The 16,702-nt window shown below is 33.6% G+C and carries 14 protein-coding genes and 1 riboswitch; of the genes, 7 read left to right on the top strand and 7 right to left on the bottom strand.

Features of this window, described 5'->3' with window-relative positions:
* Window positions 1–13: 13 nt before the first annotated feature.
* The 3 genes from metE to ACUL40_RS12195 all read right to left on the bottom strand — a co-directional run bounded on the left by metE (window position 14) and on the right by ACUL40_RS12195 (window position 5,142).
* Window positions 14–2,302 carry a 5-methyltetrahydropteroyltriglutamate--homocysteine S-methyltransferase gene (gene metE / locus ACUL40_RS12205; protein ID WP_001007608.1) on the bottom strand — a complete coding sequence of 763 codons (2,289 nt, stop codon included), beginning with the start codon at window positions 2,300–2,302 and terminating at the stop codon, window positions 14–16.
* A gap of 128 nt (window positions 2,303–2,430) precedes the next feature.
* Window positions 2,431–2,618, bottom strand: a riboswitch (cobalamin riboswitch).
* Between the two features lie 197 nt (window positions 2,619–2,815).
* Window positions 2,816–3,373: a PadR family transcriptional regulator gene (locus ACUL40_RS12200; RefSeq protein ID WP_000062067.1), complete on the bottom strand. Its 558-nt coding sequence runs from the start codon at window positions 3,371–3,373 to the stop codon at window positions 2,816–2,818.
* Window positions 3,374–3,600: 227 nt separating this feature from the next.
* Complete coding sequence (locus ACUL40_RS12195; RefSeq protein ID WP_000449911.1) at window positions 3,601–5,142, bottom strand: MDR family MFS transporter; 1,542 nt, start codon at window positions 5,140–5,142, stop codon at window positions 3,601–3,603.
* 411 nt (window positions 5,143–5,553) lie between these two features.
* On the opposite strand from ACUL40_RS12195, the gene ACUL40_RS12190 reads away from it, so the two are divergent.
* Entirely contained in the window at window positions 5,554–6,054 is a 501-nt protein-coding gene (locus ACUL40_RS12190) for a hypothetical protein (protein ID WP_000708120.1), read from the top strand.
* A gap of 31 nt (window positions 6,055–6,085) precedes the next feature.
* Here the strand turns inward: ACUL40_RS12190 and ACUL40_RS12185 are convergent, their stop codons facing one another.
* Window positions 6,086–6,319, bottom strand: a complete 234-nt coding sequence (locus ACUL40_RS12185; protein WP_098515972.1) for an SPP1 phage holin family protein — start codon at window positions 6,317–6,319, stop codon at window positions 6,086–6,088.
* A 163-nt stretch (window positions 6,320–6,482) separates the two neighbouring features.
* On the opposite strand from ACUL40_RS12185, the gene ACUL40_RS12180 reads away from it, so the two are divergent.
* Both ACUL40_RS12180 and ACUL40_RS12175 read left to right on the top strand, forming a co-directional pair.
* On the top strand, window positions 6,483–7,136 hold the full coding sequence (locus tag ACUL40_RS12180; protein ID WP_000680820.1) for a diguanylate cyclase domain-containing protein: 654 nt from the start codon (window positions 6,483–6,485) through the stop codon (window positions 7,134–7,136).
* A 614-nt stretch (window positions 7,137–7,750) separates the two neighbouring features.
* Window positions 7,751–8,413, top strand: coding sequence for a YkyA family protein (locus ACUL40_RS12175; protein WP_000922498.1), 663 nt, complete (start codon window positions 7,751–7,753; stop codon window positions 8,411–8,413).
* Between the two features lie 31 nt (window positions 8,414–8,444).
* Here the strand turns inward: ACUL40_RS12175 and ACUL40_RS12170 are convergent, their stop codons facing one another.
* On the bottom strand, window positions 8,445–8,903 hold the full coding sequence (locus ACUL40_RS12170) for a YkyB family protein (RefSeq protein ID WP_000804864.1): 459 nt from the start codon (window positions 8,901–8,903) through the stop codon (window positions 8,445–8,447).
* 141 nt (window positions 8,904–9,044) lie between these two features.
* Here ACUL40_RS12170 and ACUL40_RS12165 point away from each other — a divergent pair, with 141 nt between their 5' ends.
* Window positions 9,045–10,619, top strand: coding sequence for a Ppx/GppA family phosphatase (locus ACUL40_RS12165; protein ID WP_002198132.1), 1,575 nt, complete (start codon window positions 9,045–9,047; stop codon window positions 10,617–10,619).
* Between the two features lie 109 nt (window positions 10,620–10,728).
* Entirely contained in the window at window positions 10,729–12,837 is a 2,109-nt protein-coding gene (locus tag ACUL40_RS12160; RefSeq protein ID WP_000421680.1) for a polyphosphate kinase, read from the top strand.
* Between the two features lie 161 nt (window positions 12,838–12,998).
* Here the strand turns inward: ACUL40_RS12160 and ACUL40_RS12155 are convergent, their stop codons facing one another.
* Both ACUL40_RS12155 and ACUL40_RS12150 read right to left on the bottom strand, forming a co-directional pair.
* Complete coding sequence (locus ACUL40_RS12155) at window positions 12,999–13,235, bottom strand: hypothetical protein (protein ID WP_000283738.1); 237 nt, start codon at window positions 13,233–13,235, stop codon at window positions 12,999–13,001.
* 97 nt (window positions 13,236–13,332) lie between these two features.
* Window positions 13,333–14,190: a metallophosphoesterase gene (locus tag ACUL40_RS12150; RefSeq protein ID WP_002026257.1), complete on the bottom strand. Its 858-nt coding sequence runs from the start codon at window positions 14,188–14,190 to the stop codon at window positions 13,333–13,335.
* Between the two features lie 232 nt (window positions 14,191–14,422).
* On the opposite strand from ACUL40_RS12150, the gene fadH reads away from it, so the two are divergent.
* Complete coding sequence (fadH, locus tag ACUL40_RS12145; protein ID WP_000660913.1) at window positions 14,423–15,187, top strand: 2,4-dienoyl-CoA reductase; 765 nt, start codon at window positions 14,423–14,425, stop codon at window positions 15,185–15,187.
* Between the two features lie 255 nt (window positions 15,188–15,442).
* Window positions 15,443–16,660: an EAL domain-containing protein gene (locus ACUL40_RS12140; RefSeq protein ID WP_000564306.1), complete on the top strand. Its 1,218-nt coding sequence runs from the start codon at window positions 15,443–15,445 to the stop codon at window positions 16,658–16,660.
* Window positions 16,661–16,702 lie beyond the last annotated feature (42 nt).

Raw genomic sequence — 16,702 nt, 5'->3', positions numbered from 1 at the left:
TAACCCATTTTTGTTATGCGTTTGTTTTTAAAAGGGAACGAGCATCTTTCGCTGCTTGCACCATATGTTCTAAAGCTGGAATAACTTCTTCTGTTCTTCTCGTTTTTAAACCACAATCAGGATTAATCCAGAAATATTTAGGATCACATACTTCTAAAGATTGTTCTACGATTTTATACATTTCATCTTTACTCGGTACACGTGGGCTATGAATATCATATACACCTAGGCCGATGCCTTTTTCATATGTTGTATGTTTTAATGTATCAATAAATTCTCCGTGACTTCTTGATGTTTCGATAGAAATTACATCTGCATCTAATGCGCGAATCGCGTCAACAATATCTTCGAAGTTACTGTAACACATATGAGTATGAATTTGTGTTTCATTTGCTACAGAAGAAGTTGCTAAAAGGAAGGATTGTACTGCCCATGTAATATAAGCATCCCAATCTTTTTCTTTTAGTGGCATTCCTTCACGAAGTGCGGGCTCATCGACTTGGATTACTCTAATTCCGGAAGATTCAAGTAGTTCAATTTCGTGACGAAGAGCTAGTGCAATTTGATACGAAACTTCTTTTCTTGGAATATCATTTCGAACGAAGGACCAATTTAAAATTGTAACAGGTCCGGTTAACATTCCTTTTACAACTTTCTCTGTTAAGCTTTGCGCATAAACTGTTTCCTTAATAGTCATGCCGTTAATAAAGGCTACATCACCATAAATAACAGGTGGTTTTACGCAGCGGGAACCGTATGATTGTACCCAACCGTTTTTAGTGAATGAGAAACCAGCAAGGCGCTCACCAAAATATTCGACCATGTCAGTTCTTTCAAATTCACCATGTACAAGGACATCAAGCCCAATTTCTTCTTGGTAACGAATCCATTTTTCTGTCTCTTTTTCAATAAATTGTTCATATTGTTCATTTGAAATAACACCGTTACGCCATTCTTTTCGCGTTTGACGAACTTCAGTTGTTTGCGGGAAGCTACCAATAGTCGTTGTTGGTAATAGCGGTAACTCTAGAGCAACTTGTTGTAATTCGTATCGTTTTTCAAATGGAAGAGGACGTGAAAAATCTTCTTCTTTTAGTGCTGTTCGTGCTGCTTTGACATCTTCTCGGTTACGTGCAGCAGATGAACGAATTGTATGATGTACGTTTCGATATGTTTCCAGCTCATTACTAATGCTTTCTGTACCTTGAGTGAGAGCGGAATGAATAAGAACTAATTCTTCTAATTTTTGATTTGCAAATGCTAACGCATCAAACAGCTCAGTCGATAAGTGAGTTTCTTCTGTTTTATCGATTGGTGTATGCAATAAGCTACAAGAAGGCTGAACGATGATATCTTTCGTTTGGACTTGTTTTTGTAACGTTGTAAATAACTCAAGAACTTCATCAAGGTCAGCTCTCCAAATGTTACGGCCATCTATACAACCGACAGCTAAAGTTTTATCAGCTGGGAATCCATATTTTGAAATAGCATTTAGATTACCTTCTTTACCATGAATGAAATCTAATCCAATACCGGATACCGGGAATGTAATAATTTCTTCATAGTTTTCTTCTACGCTATCAAAATATGTTTGTAAAAGAAGAGTCGCATTTGGAACCTCTTTACGAATAGCTTCATAAATTTCTTTTGCTTGTTGAACTTCTTTTTTAGTTAAAGAAGCGAAAATCGGTTCATCAACTTGAATGGCTGGTGCACCAGCTGCATGTAGTTCTGAAAGCAGTTGTACGTAAGGTGCAACTAACTGTTTTAAAATGGTAGGAAATTGTTCTTGTGTATAGCCTTTAGCTAATTTTAAGAAAGTATATGGTCCTAAAATAACAGGCTTTCCATCTACTCCTAATTCTTGTTTTGCCTCTTCGTATAAGCGAAGTGGACGATTATCTTTTAAAGAGATTTGTAATCCCTCTTCATATTCAGGAACGATATAGTGATAGTTTGTGTTAAACCATTTTGTCATTTCGGAAGCTACGTGATCTTTAGAGCCACGCGCCATTGCGAAATATACATCAAGGTAAGATGTAAACTCAGAAAAACGTGATGGAATAAATCCTAGCATATAGGCAGTATCCAAAACGTGATCATAATATGTAAAGTCGCCAATTGGAATGAGTTCAATCCCTTTTTCTTGCTGTACTTTTACGTGTTGAAGGCGAATTTCTTTCATTGTTGTTAAAAATTGTTCTTCATCGATTTTATTGGACCAAAAAGCTTCCAATGTTTTTTTCCACTCTCGTTGTAGTCCGATACGTGGATAACCTAAGTTACTTGTTTGAATTGCCATTTTAAATTCCTCCCTAATTGAAAGTAAGCATTTCCGTTTACTAGGAAATACCTATAACAAAAAGTACAAAGACATAGAAAATAAGCCTTCCTTTTTGTTTTAACACCTCATCATCATCCGTGAATCTATCAGTGTTGTTAAAACAGGCAGGTCTCCTGACTTATGCTTCATATAATTTCTTTTACCTTCCCGTTTTCACAGTGGCACCAAAAAGAAATCTCAGCATTTACAGTGGCGGGACCGTGTTGGAGTTTCACCAAGCTTCCCTTTTAAACACGAAACAAAACTTTCGTGTACCTATTTTCCTTTTGAAAGGAATTTAACAAGCGATATGATATTGAAACAAATTTTAACATAATTTTTGGAATTTTGTCTACTGTTTTAAAATAAGAAAATTCTAAAGTTTTTATTTCTTAGTATTCTGACTTTTTGTATTCTGGAGTAACGAATAATATTACAGTATGAAAAGAGAAATTGAGCTATGAAAGAAGTAGGGATGTCTTCTTTCATAGCTCAATCTTCATCTATAGCAACTTCTGAAAGTCGGCCTGCTATAGCATCTTTAAGGAGGGTGTTTAGCCATTGTAATTCAACTGTAATATGCTCAATTACACTTTGCAAAATATATAGTTGTGCACGTGGAACCTTTCCTTTATTACAATCATATATCGTTTGCATAGTATGTAAATATTGAAGAGTATCGTTTTTCTTTTTTTCTAAAATAGGAACTAATTCGTGATCATTGCTAAAGTGAGCGAAAGATAAGGCTGAATAAATAGGTTTATATATTTGGTTTTTGGCTTCGAATTGTTTTAATAGTAAAGTGTGGAATAGTTTTTTGCCTTCTTCTGTTATATGAAAAATCGTTTTGTCAGGTCGATTTGTGTCTCTAATTACACTTGTAATATGAATTGCCCCTTGCTTTTCTAATTGCTCGAAGGCGTAATAAAGTGATCCTTTAGCATATTTAATGTAACAATCCATTTGTCGTTCTTTCATAATATGCTGCACTTCATATGGATGTTTATCTCCTTCGAGTAGCAAGCCGAGAATGACTAATTTCATGCTCATGCTGTCTCAACTCCTGTATATAAAAACTTTATCCAGTAAGATCCCCACCCAAAAATTCAGCGGAAGCAAAGAAGTTAGGTGGGGATTAACTGCCCGTAAAAGCCCGATTGGTGTGGGCTAATAATCAGTGGGGGATGAACATCCCCCCACTGATTAAAGTTTCACTTTATACATATTATAAACGGCATATCCTTTTTCATAAAGGGATATGCCGCTTCTTTTTTATATTAACTAACTTGCTTTTGTTTTTCTTTCTTTTTAGGGCCTGTAAAGAGGCGTTCATTTCCCATAAGTAAAATACAAATAATACTTAGTACAGCCGGGATGAGTGCCCAGAAGAATGTGTTCGCAATAGATGTAGCGAGAGCTTCCTTAATACCCGCTAATATTTCAGCAGGAATTTTTGCGGTAGCGCCTGGTGATAATAAGAAACTTGTGTCTCCGCCTTTTAGAGCTAATTTTGCTAGTTCAGGGGGGAATACAGAGTTTAGTTTATCTGTAAAAATATGATTTTGAATTGTACCAAAAATCGTTACACCAAGAGTCATACCGAGTGATCGGAAGAATGAGTTTGTTGATGTCGCCGAACCACGGTCCCGCATTTCCAACTTGTGAATAGAAGACATGCTTAATACTGAGAATGAGAAACCAACACCAAGCCCAGCGAGAATCATAAATAGTGTTACGAGTAAACGAGGTGTGTCCATTGTTAAAGTACTTAATAAATAAATACCAAGAACGAAGAAGACACCAGATACCATCATAATGTTACGATAGCTTGTTCGAGAAGCTAATTGTCCTCCCGTTTGACTTCCAATTACAGAACCAACCATCATTGGTGTTAAAATTAATCCAGCATTAGAGGCAGAACCTCCAAGGACGCCTTGAATGAAGATTGGAATATAAACTGTACAGATAATGAAAGCGGCACCATAGAAAAAGGCAACTCCTTGACTAGCTGCGAATAAAGGTTTTTTAAATAGATGGAATGAAATAATAGGCTCGGTTGCTTTTCGTTCTACAAAGAAGAAAATAATAAGCGTAATAACTACTGTTGTAAATAAGCCAATAATTACAGTAGAATTCCAGGCATATTCCTTACCACCAAGTTCTAATGCGAACATTAAGCAAACGATACTTATGACAAGTGTAATAGCACCAGCCCAATCAATTTTTTGTTTTCTAAATTCTAGAGACTCACTGTAGTATTTAGTAATGAAGAAAAAGGAGATAAGTCCTAATGGAATATTGATATAGAAGACCCAATGCCAACTTATATAGTCTGTAATATAAGCACCTAATAAAGGACCGAATACACTAGATGTCCCGAAAACAGCACCGAATAGTCCTGTCATCTTCCCGCGTTTTTCTGGTGGGAAGATATCGTACATAATTGTGAAGGCGATAGGCATAAGGGCACCACCACCGATCCCTTGAATAGCTCTATAAATACTTAATTGCTCAATGCTTGAAGCTGTTCCGCAGAGCGCAGAACCGAATAAGAAAAGAATGAGGCCACCAATATAAAAACGTTTCCGCCCGTACATATCAGAAAGTTTCCCGAAGATAGGCATCCCTGCCATTGTTGCTACCATATAAGCTGATGTGACCCAAACAAACTTATCAAATCCTCCCAGGTCTCCAACGATTGTTGCCATTGCGGTTGCAACGATTGTATTATCCATTGCGGCCATTAATATACCAAGCAGTAAACCAGCAACAACAAATTTTGTCTTGTTGGCTTCTTTTTTTAATGGTTGAGTTTCCAAATATAACCCTCCTTTAGAAATAAGTAAACTATATTAAATTTTGAGTGCAGTGGATAAAAAATTTAAATGTATAGTTGATGTTAATTTCTTTTCCATAAGTGCACTGATATGCCATAAAGAATATTATAGTCAAATTTGACTATAAGGCAAATTTTTTCTTCCGTCAAAATATTCTTTCGTATGAGTAGAGAACGAGTGAGCCATACGAATATTGCTATGAAGGGAATGAAGTAAATTGTAAAAAAATTTCATAAAGAACACCTTCTGTTAATAGATGAAAAATGGTTTTTTCTTCATATTGTCGAATAGGATAAAAGGAAGAGAAATATTAAACATTGCTTGTAGCAAGCTTTAGGAATTTGGGGAATTCATTGTGTGTATGTTACATCTGAAATGAGGTGAATATATATTATGAAAATATGGGGACGAATTTCGGATACAGGAAAGTATTCAATACCGCTACAACCAGTATTGTGGATTGACGGATCGAAAAAGGAAAACGAATTTCCTCAAGTAGCCGTTACATTACAAATTGGTAGTATGTATACAGAACAATTTTCGTATGAATTGACCTACGATGTAAACGACATACTTATTATGAGAATTGAAGTGGAAAATAAAGGGGTAGAAATGATTTCGAGAGTTGTTGTAAGTCATATGATTCGAGATTACTTTGCTTATATTCCTAATTCTTTAAAAGTTGATAAGGGGATAAGTGAGTTTTTATTCCAGCTTGTTAGATGGCGAATTGATGATTTGTTACCGAATGAGAAGGTGGAACTACGTTGTAAAATAAAAGCTAATAAAGATAAAGCTCTTAAACAAACATTCTTTCAGGCTACATATACATTTCAAGATAAAGAGATATCATATGGCCCACTGCAAACAAATGAAGTTGTTGTGCGTCAATGATAAAAAGGAACCTGTACAAAAGGTTCCTTTTTTAGTGAAGGTTGTGTTTTTTGAGTATTTTCTTTTGCTCCATTCCTTTTTTTCCTACATAGTTATTTTTGTAGCCAAAGTATAGAATAAATAAAAATGAAACAATATTAACAATAGCGTCGATTTGATCGTTTGTAATAAAGTGTATCCCGAAAGAGGTAAATAATAATTTTAATGATAATAGAAAACCAGCTAGCAAACGCATAGCATCTGATAGATTCTCTTTTTGTAGCATATAGATTACTCCTTTCTATAAAAGTTATATATTATATATATGAAATAGAGTAGAAAAGGTATACAAGCTTAAGCAGAAATGTACATTGCATATGTACATTTTTTATTTTGTAGAAAAACATTATTGATATAGAAACATATATTGGTATAAAAGGGGGAAAAGTATGAAACATAAAGGGAAAATTAGTGGATTATTGCTTGGCAATACTGTGGCAGTTACAGAATGGATTGCACTTCAGGATGTAATTGCAAAACTGGATTCACGATCATTTTATACCGTCTTTATTATTTATATATTGCAAATGATACTAAGTTATTATTTTGGACATTGGTACGATAAAAGAACAAACGAGCGTATGGGTATGGAAGTAGGAGGAATGGCAAGCAATGATTTTGTTGTTGATTTTTTTGGGAAAGTAGCTGCTTTATCTGAAAGAGATTCTCGTAATATTACAGTGTACATTCTTTCTGTAAAAGAATGGGAAGGGTTAAAAGACACGTTGCAAGAAAAAAAGTTGGGAGTGTTAGTACAAAAATTAGAGAGTACCATTGTAAAGACAATTCGGAAGGGCGATGTTGTTACAAAGTGGGATGAAAATAAGTACGTTATTGTAGCAATTGATAATGGTCATGAAACATCAACAATAACAAAACGATTAATGAAAAATATTGAAAGTGAAATAGAAGGTGATTTACTCAGTGTCACTCTTTTATTTGGAGCAGCTAGCTATCCAGTAGAAGGAAAAACGTTTGAAGAACTGTTGAGAAAGTCGCAAAATCAATTGTACCAGTATAGAAATTTGCAAGAAAATGAGTGAAGCTTTGATTTGAAGATATATGATAGGAAGATGTTTTATTTGTAACATTTTTTTGACTTTTATTACAAAAAAACGCCACGTTTGTAATAAAAGTCTTTAAAAATATATGAAATAAGCATATAATTATGATGGTAGTGCCAATGCAATTTGCACAGTGTGTTTTATTTTAAAAGTGTAGAGGAAAGCAAGCTCTACACTTTTCCTTTTTAGGAAATGAAAAGAATATTTGTAAGTTGTTGCGAGATATCGATTGTACTGTGTAAAATGAACAAAGAGATTAATTGATAGAAAGCTGGAAAGGGAATGATAGACGTGAGAGCGGAGCGATCACCTTTTATCAGGTGAACTATTATAGTCTTATTAAGACTGAGGTGAAATTCCGTGGATATTAAAGTAATACATAGTGTGAACAGGCCTTAAAAAACACGAAGTAGTATACTTAAAGATGGATATGGAATTGCTAAATAATTCAAAAAGAATAATGTAATATCAAGTAATAATTTGTACAAACAATATTAATGATCTTCGTAAAAAAGATGCGAGTGTATAGAACAATTACATATTTTATAACTTTTTTATATTACACGATGGTCGTTTATAAGTAGGAGGAAGAGATGTTGAAATATAGTAAATTAGCAATTGTAACTACATTATCAATGATTTTATTAGCCGGTTGTTTCGGTCCGAAACCAGAAGAAGAATTATATGTAGCGTTTGAAAACGCTGCTAAACAAGAAAAAACAATGTTTGAAGATGCAAAAAAACTTGAGACTTTAGAGAAAGAAGGACAAGAATTATATAACCAGATTGTTCAAGAAGGAAAAGATAATAATCAAACTGTTAAAGAAAAACTGAATCAAGCAGTGAAAAATACAACTGAACGAGAAAAAGTGCTTACAAAAGAAAAAGAAGTTTTAAATAAAGCGCAAGAAGAAGTGAAGTCAGCTGATAAGTATGTGAAGAAAATTGAAGATAAGAAATTGAAAGATCAAGCTGATAAAGTGAAAAGCACGTATGAGAAACGCCACGATTCATTTAATAAAATGTATGACAGCTATAACAAATCTTTAAAACAAGAAAAAGAGTTATATACAATGTTACAAGATAAAGGTACTAAATTAAAAGATATTAGTGAAAAAGTAAAAGTAGTAAATCAATCTTATAAGGATATTGAGTCAGAAAAAGATAAATTTAATGAATTTACAAAGTCTTATAATACAGAAAAAGTAGCTTTTTATAAACAAGCAAATATTAAAATTAAAGAAGAGAAAAAATAAAACAGTTTGGCCTACACTTGGCCAAACTGTTTTATTTTTTTGTATAAGTACGACTATACCATGGAACAGGCTCACTTAATTTTTTTTCTTGTTTTAATGCTTCAGGACCAATATAATCTTGAAGTGTTTTTTTTGCTACTGTTAAAGATAAGGTTGTTTTCGGATTTCGATAGGAGGATTCAAGATGACCAAGATGCGGTAGAATTCGAAAATCTTCTTTCGTAGGAGGGATGTGGAAAAAATAATCGCCTAAACGTATAAGGACATCAGATTGTTGTTGGCTAAAACGTGGGTTTCTAGAAAAATGCAATCCTTCTTTAATTGCTTTTTTTTCAGCAATCAAACGTTCTAAAGCTGTCTTTTTTAACCAGTATAAATATTTAGGATTAGTAGCTGCTTTAGCATGACGATTCACAACGAAAATAGATTGAGCTAGTCGATTAATAGAATGTTGGTTTTGTAATTGAGATTGTGGTTGTGAAGGTTTCATATTGAATCTCCTTTCAATTTTTCATTATTATACCATAAATAAAATAGGTATTTATTATACGCAAAAAGTGATTGTATATATTTTCAATATTAAAGCAATATTGTTACAAAAAACAACTATTTTGTATAATAGTAATAGAATATGTTTTTGAAATTTGATAATGAAAGAGTGAGAAGTTTGAAAGAAATATTAAAACAACAGTATGCCATTATAGATATTGGATCTAATACAATGCGTTTAGTTATTTATGAAAAGCAAAATGGAGGTTTTTATAAAGAGATTGAAAATACGAAAGTTGTTGCTAGGTTAAGGAATTACTTAATTGATGGTGTATTGAATGAAGAGGGAATAGAAGTATTATTACAGACATTATTTCAATTTCAAGAAAGTACAAGATTCCATCAGTTGCATCATGTACTTTGTGTTGCAACAGCAACAATTAGACAGTCGGAGAATCAAGAGGAAATTAAAAAGCTTGTTGAAGGACAAACGGACTTTACTCTTAGAGTATTATCAGAGTATGAGGAAGCGCGTTACGGATACCTGGCGGTTATGAATTCTACATCGTTTTCAGAAGGAATAACGGTAGATATTGGTGGGGGAAGTACGGAAGTTACATACTTTAGAAATAGAGAGATTTTAGAGTACCATAGTTTTCCTTTTGGGGCACTTTCTTTAAAGCAACAATTTATTAAAGGTGATATTCCTACTAAAGATGAGTTAGAGGGAATGCAACAGTATTTAGAGTTTCAATTTCGAACGTTACCATGGTTAATCAATAAGAAATTGCCTCTTATTGCAATTGGTGGTAGTGCTAGGAACTTAGTAAAAATCCATCAAAATTTAATATGTTATCCTATAGCAGGATTACATTTATACAAGATGAAAGAAGAAGATGTTGAAAGTGTAAAAGAGGAATTGGAAAAATTGTCGTTCATAGAACTTCAGAAATTGGAAGGATTAGCAAAAGATCGAGCAGATACGATTATTCCAGCGGTTGAAGTATTTCATACACTTGTTCATGTTATAGAGGCACCGGCATTTGTATTAAGTAGAAAAGGGTTAAGAGAAGGTGTTTTCTATGAAGAGTTGACAAAAGATTTGGGGATTTCATATTATCCGAACGTAGTTGAAGAAAGTTTGCATTTACTATCACATGAATACGAAATGGACATGGAATTTGTTATTCAACTTATTAAACATGGAAGACTAATTTGCAAACAACTTGAGGAAATAGGGCTTATTTCTATGTCAGTAAAAGACTGGGAAGTGTTCCATCAAGCTGCGAAAGTATTTAATATAGGCAAATATATAGACGAAGAAGCAAGCCGTTTACATACGTTTTATTTATTAGCGAATAAGACAATTGATGGCATGATGCATAAAGATCGAGTAAGGCTAGCGCTTATTGCATCGTATAAATCAAAAATGTTATTTAAACAACATTTATCTCCATTTGAAGGTTGGTTTGATAAAAGCGAACAAAAAAAAATCCGCCTGTTAGGAGCTGTTTTACAATTTTCAGCTACTTTAAATGTAAGGCAACGATCGCTTATTGATACCATATCTATAACAGAAAGCGAAGAGGGATTAACGTTTAAAGTTTTATGTGAACAATCGGCATTAGCAGAAAAAGTACAAGCTGAAAAACAAAAAAAACAGTTAGAAAGAGTATTAAAAACGAATATTAATTTATTATTTGAACTAAAACATTAGGGTTGTACGGATGTCTTTACGAAAAATTTACACTTTGTAATATTGTAATTTGATAAAATGAAATTAACTAAATTATAGTAAAAAAGTTTCAAGGGGAAGTGTGAAGAGAATGGAATTATTGAAGGGGAATGCAGTAAATTTAAATGATACAGCTTATTACAATAATCGAGAGTTAAGTTGGTTAGCATTTAATGAACGTGTCTTACAAGAAGCGCAAGATGCAAATAATCCACTTTTGGAAAGATTGAAATTTATTAGTATTTTTAGTTCGAATTTAGATGAATTTTTTATGGTACGTGTAGCGGGATTAAAGGATCAAGTGAGTGCTGGATTTAATCAACCAGAAAATAAAGCTGGCTTAACACCGAAAAAGCAATTAAATAAAATTGCGATAAAAGCCCATGCACTAATGACAGTACAATATGATACATTTAAAAATTATGTATTACCAGCGCTTGAGTTAGAGGGAATTGAACGTTTAACATTCAATGATTTGACGAAAGAGCAGCGAGAATTTATAGAAGAGTATTTTGACGAGCAAATTTTTCCGGTGTTAACTCCTGTAGCTATTGATGCATATCGCCCATTTCCAATGTTATTAAACAAAAGTTTGAATTTGGCTACTCTTTTATATGATGAGAAGCAAGCAGAAGAAGAAAACAGGACGAAGTTAGGGATTGTGCAAGTTCCTTCATTACTTGAGCGCTTCATAATTTTACCGAGTGAAGGGCAAAAGCATAAATTTATTTTATTAGAAGACGTAATTAGTAGCTTTACTCATAAATTATTTACGGGATATACAGTATCATCTGTTACTCGTTTCCGTATTACACGCAATGCAGATTTAACGATTCATGAAGAAGGTGCGAGAGATTTATTAAAGGTAATTGAAAAAGAATTAAAAAAGCGTAAGTGGGGGGCTGCTGTACGTTTAGAAGTTGGGAAAGAACACATTGATGAAAGAGTATTAGCGTTATTATATGAGGTTCTGGAAGTAAAAGATGAAGATGTATATATAATGGATGGCCCATTAGATTTAACATGTTTGTTTTCTTTATATAAAAAACTAGCTCCTTTATATGAACATCTTGTATATCCAGCTCTTATTCCGCAACCGCCTCAAGATTTAGGTGATGAAGAAGATGTATTTGAAAAAGCAATTGAGCATGATATTTTATTACATCATCCTTTTGAATCATTTCAGCCGGTAGTTGATTTTGTCCGTGATGCGGCAGACGATCCGAATGTACTTGCGATTAAACAAACGTTATATCGTGTAAGTGGTGATTCACCGATTATTCAGGCGTTAAAGATAGCGGCTGAAAAGGGAAAACAAGTGACGGTATTAGTTGAATTAAAGGCAAGGTTTGATGAAGAAAACAATGTTCACTGGGCTAAAGAATTGGAACAGGCAGGCTGTCATGTTATTTACGGTGTCAGTCACTTGAAAACACATAGTAAAATTACGCTAGTTGTAAGGAGAAAAAACGGAAAAATCGAAAGGTTCGTACATCTCGGAACTGGGAACTATAATGATGCAACAGCGAAGTTATATACTGATTTTGGATATATTACATCAAGAAAAGATTTTGGGGTCGATGCAACCAATTTCTTTAATTATTTAAGTGGTTATACAACAAAGCCACATTTTCATCATTTATCGGTTGCTCCATTTGATATAAGAGAGCAATTTATGGATTTAATAGATGAAGAAATCCGTTATCATAGGCAATATGGAAATGGATATATTATCGCTAAGATGAATTCATTAACAGATAAACCGTTAATAAAAAAAATGTACGAAGCATCACAAGCTGGAGTAAAGGTAGAGCTCATTGTTCGAGGAACATGTTGCCTACGACCTGGTATTCCAAATGTAAGTGAAAATATTCGTGTAGTTAGTGTTGTTGGAAGATATTTAGAACATAGCCGTATTTATTATTTCCATCATAATGGGGAGGAGAAAATATATTTATCTTCAGCTGATTTGATGACGCGAAATATGGAGAAGCGAGTGGAAATATCTTTCCCGATATTAGATATTGAAATGAAGGCACGAATTAAGGCGATTTTACAGCTTACATTAGCTGATAATGTGAAAACACGTGAACAAAATAAAGATGGTGATTACTATTATGTTATTAATGGTAGTACAGAAGAAATTGATAGCCAAGTGAAGTTGTTTAAGATGGCGTATCAAAATACAGACGCTGAATAATGAAAAAAAGTAAAAACCTCTTATGTCCATAAGAGGTTTTTACTTTTTTCTACTCATATGCTCCAAAAATGGAAGGATGAGTAGAAACAATAGTTTTATTATAAGCGTGTAATGAGATGGCTCGTTGAGAGAATAATATTTGAAAGAATCGTTACTTTAACCTAGTAATAGTAGGGTTGCTGACATGGTCCACCGTAACAAGGATAAGGTGCTGGCGGCGGGAAAGGTGGTGGATAAGGTGGATAAAATGGTCGAGGGCCGAAAGCTAATGCTCCGCCGAGTAATCCACCAGCAATTCCAGCTAGAAAGGGAACGCCAAAAAACGGGAAGAAGCGTGAGTCGCCTACTGGACCAATAGGTGCTGAACGGACTGGAATTGGTTGATAATATGGATACATGAACATACCTCCTTTATTGGACTCACTTTTATCATATGGTAAACGAAACATGGATGAGCGCGTACAAGAAAGGATATGTAAGAAAATAGGCGAATTATTACGAATGTTGGAGTGTGAAAATTGTGATTTCAGGTTTTGACATGAAACGAAATGGGACACGTGTTCTTCCGAGGCCTCGATTGACATAGAGAGTTAAATCCTGCATCGTATAGAAGCCTTCAATATAGTCTTTGGCGAGTGATGGTGTAATAATAGCCCCTAAAAAAGGAATTTGTACTTGTCCGCCATGGCTATGACCAGAAAGTTGCAAGTTGATTGGATATTTGGAAATTTGCGGCGCGATATCTGGCTCGTGAACAAGAACGATGTTATAAGTATTTTGCCGTGCATGTTGTAATGTTTTCTCTATTTTTGGTTTGCCTAGTAGTATATCATCGAGACCGAAAATAGAAATTTCACTATTATCCATTAGACGAATTCTTTTTTTACTATTTAGCAATAGTTCAAATCCTGATTCACGCATGATGTGCTCATAGTATTCAGTTCCATATCCACCGTGATCATGGTTACCATAAATAGCGAATTTACCGAAGGGGGCTTGTATATTTTTTAAAATGGACGCGACAAAAGGAGTGTCAGTATACGTTTGATAATTATCAATGAGATCTCCGGTAAAAAGGACAATATCTGGATTTACAGCATTAATTTTAGAAACAACTTGAGATAAATGTTGAAGCGAGAAATAGTATCCGAGATGTAAATCGCTGAATTGAAGAATTTTCATACCATGAAAACTTTTTGGGATGAGTTGTGATTTTAATGTGTGCTGTGTAAAAGAAATGAAATGGGGTTCTATATATTTAGCATAGTAGTATCCGATGCCACTGGTTATAAATGAATAGAGACAAGTACGCATACCAATTTTTAAAAAATTTCTTCTTGTAATGTGCGTCATAAAAATATGAGTATACCTCAATGTTTTTATTCCATTTACAGGCTACTCAAATCTCCTTTCAGTTTATTTAAAAATATACTTTACATAATAAAAAATTAGTATAGATTACGAAAAAAATGAATAAAAAGAAAGTTCTTTACATTAAAATATCAGAAAAGTTTAAAAATATAAAGATTTCTATTAAATAAAGTGATAAAATGAATGTGTATTCATTTTTTTGGAGGGGATGTATGTGAAAGAAAAGGTAGTTATTATAACAGGTGGATCGAGTGGAATGGGAAAAGGAATGGCGACTCGCTTTGCAAAAGAAGGGGCACGAGTTGTTATTACAGGACGTACAAAAGAAAAACTAGAGGAAACAAAGTTGGAAATTGAACAATTTCCAGGGCAAGTATTACCTGTACAAATGGATGTAAGAAATACGGATGACATTCAGAAAATGATTGAACAGATTGATGAGAAGTTTGGTCGAATTGATGTTTTAATAAATAATGCAGCTGGAAACTTTATTTGTCCAGCAGAAGATTTATCCGTGAATGGCTGGAATTCGGTCATTAATATTGTATTAAACGGTACATTTTACTGTAGCCATGCTGTCGGAAAATATTGGATTGAAAAAGGTATAAAAGGGAATATCATTAACATGGTAGCAACATATGCATGGGATGCAGGTCCAGGAGTTATTCATTCGGCTGCAGCGAAGGCAGGAGTATTAGCGATGACGAAGACGCTCGCTGTTGAGTGGGGACGTAAATATGGAATACGAGTTAACGCTATCGCTCCAGGACCAATTGAACGTACGGGCGGTGCTGATAAATTATGGATTTCAGAAGAAATGGCTAAGCGTACGATACAAAGTGTTCCGCTTGGAAGGCTGGGTACGCCAGAAGAAATCGCTGGTCTAGCTTATTATTTATGCTCAGATGAAGCTGCGTACATAAATGGAACTTGCATGACAATGGATGGAGGACAACATTTACATCAATATCCATTTTAAAAGGGATAAAAAAATGAATGTTTGATTCATTTTTTTACGGTTAAATGTGACGGAATTGTGACATATGAAAGAAAAGTGTTTACAAGAGGTCATATATACGTTATATTTAAGACCTCTTTTTTCTTCATAGTAGAATTGCTAATTCCCCTTAGCATTTTACCCCTCTAATCCCTTCAGGAAAACTGAAGGGATTTTTTATTATTTTTCCGTAAATATCATGTTATAATTTTTGAAAAGTAAAGGGAGGGAAGCACGTTGATAGATGCATTAGATGTAATGAGTAACTTGGATAAAGTCCTTCCTTATTATCAAGCTATTTTTAGTGCTGATGAGCATACTGTAATTGGATATGAAGTAGTAGGACGTATTCAAACAGAAGAGGGCATACAAAGTTTAGCTTCTTTCTTTCACGATGATTCGATTCCAAGTGAATTTCAATTGGAAGCGGATAATATTATAGTAGAAAAAGCTTTAAATCGTTATTTAGAAAGCGATCAAAAATTATTATTATTTATACATCGGAATGCTAATGTATTAATGAATGATGATGATGAAAGCTTGCTTCAACTTTTATTGAGGTATGAAGAACAAGGTTTAAATTTAAAACAAATTGTTTTAGAGATTACAGAGCATGAATGTAAAGAAGATATAGAGCAATTTAATCATTTGCTTATGTATTATCGTACATATGGTATTCAAATTTCGATTAATAAAGTAGGAACGGGTACAAGTAATTTAGAGCGTATTAGCGTGTTAGCACCTGATATTTTAAAAGTAGATTTAACGAACTTAAGGCAAACAGCACTTTTACAATCTTATCAAGATATTTTATATTCTTTATCATTACTTGCTAGAAGAATTGGTGCAACTTTATTATATGAAGAAATAGATGCTTTTTATCAACTGCAATATGCTTGGAAGAACGGCGGAAGATATTATCAAGGTAATTATTTAAAAGAATGTTTACCTGATTTTATTGAAACGAATGTTTTGAAAGAGCGACTAGGTAATGAATGTCATCAGTTTATTCAGCATGAAAAGAAGAAGTTACAAAAAATTTATAATTTAACAGAGATGTTACGCGATCGCATTGGCGATGTTTTATCAAAACAAAAAAAGAATGAAGATATAAATGATTGGTTATTACAATTTAGTCAAAGTGTATCACAGTGTAGTTTTCGTATATTTATTTGTAATGAAGATGGTTTCCAACAATCAGGAAATGTTATGAAAAAAGATGGAGAATGGATTGTGATGCCGGATTATTATATGAAGAACTGGAGCTGGCGCCCGTATTTTCTCGAGAATATAATGAAAATGCGTTTTGAGAATAAGGCGAGGCTTTCAGATTTATATGCAGATATTGAAACGGGAGAAATGGTACGAACATTTTCTTTCCCGATTGATGATGACAACTTTTTATTTATAGATTTATCTTATGAATATTTATATGAAGAAGATGTTTTATTTTAATGCACGAAGAGATTCGTGCATTTTTTGTTTGTTTTTATCATA

It is taken from the genome of Bacillus sp. KNSH39 (assembly GCF_052656585.1).
Note: the sequence above shows the minus strand (reverse complement) of the source record. Positions and strands in the feature narration are given on the sequence as shown.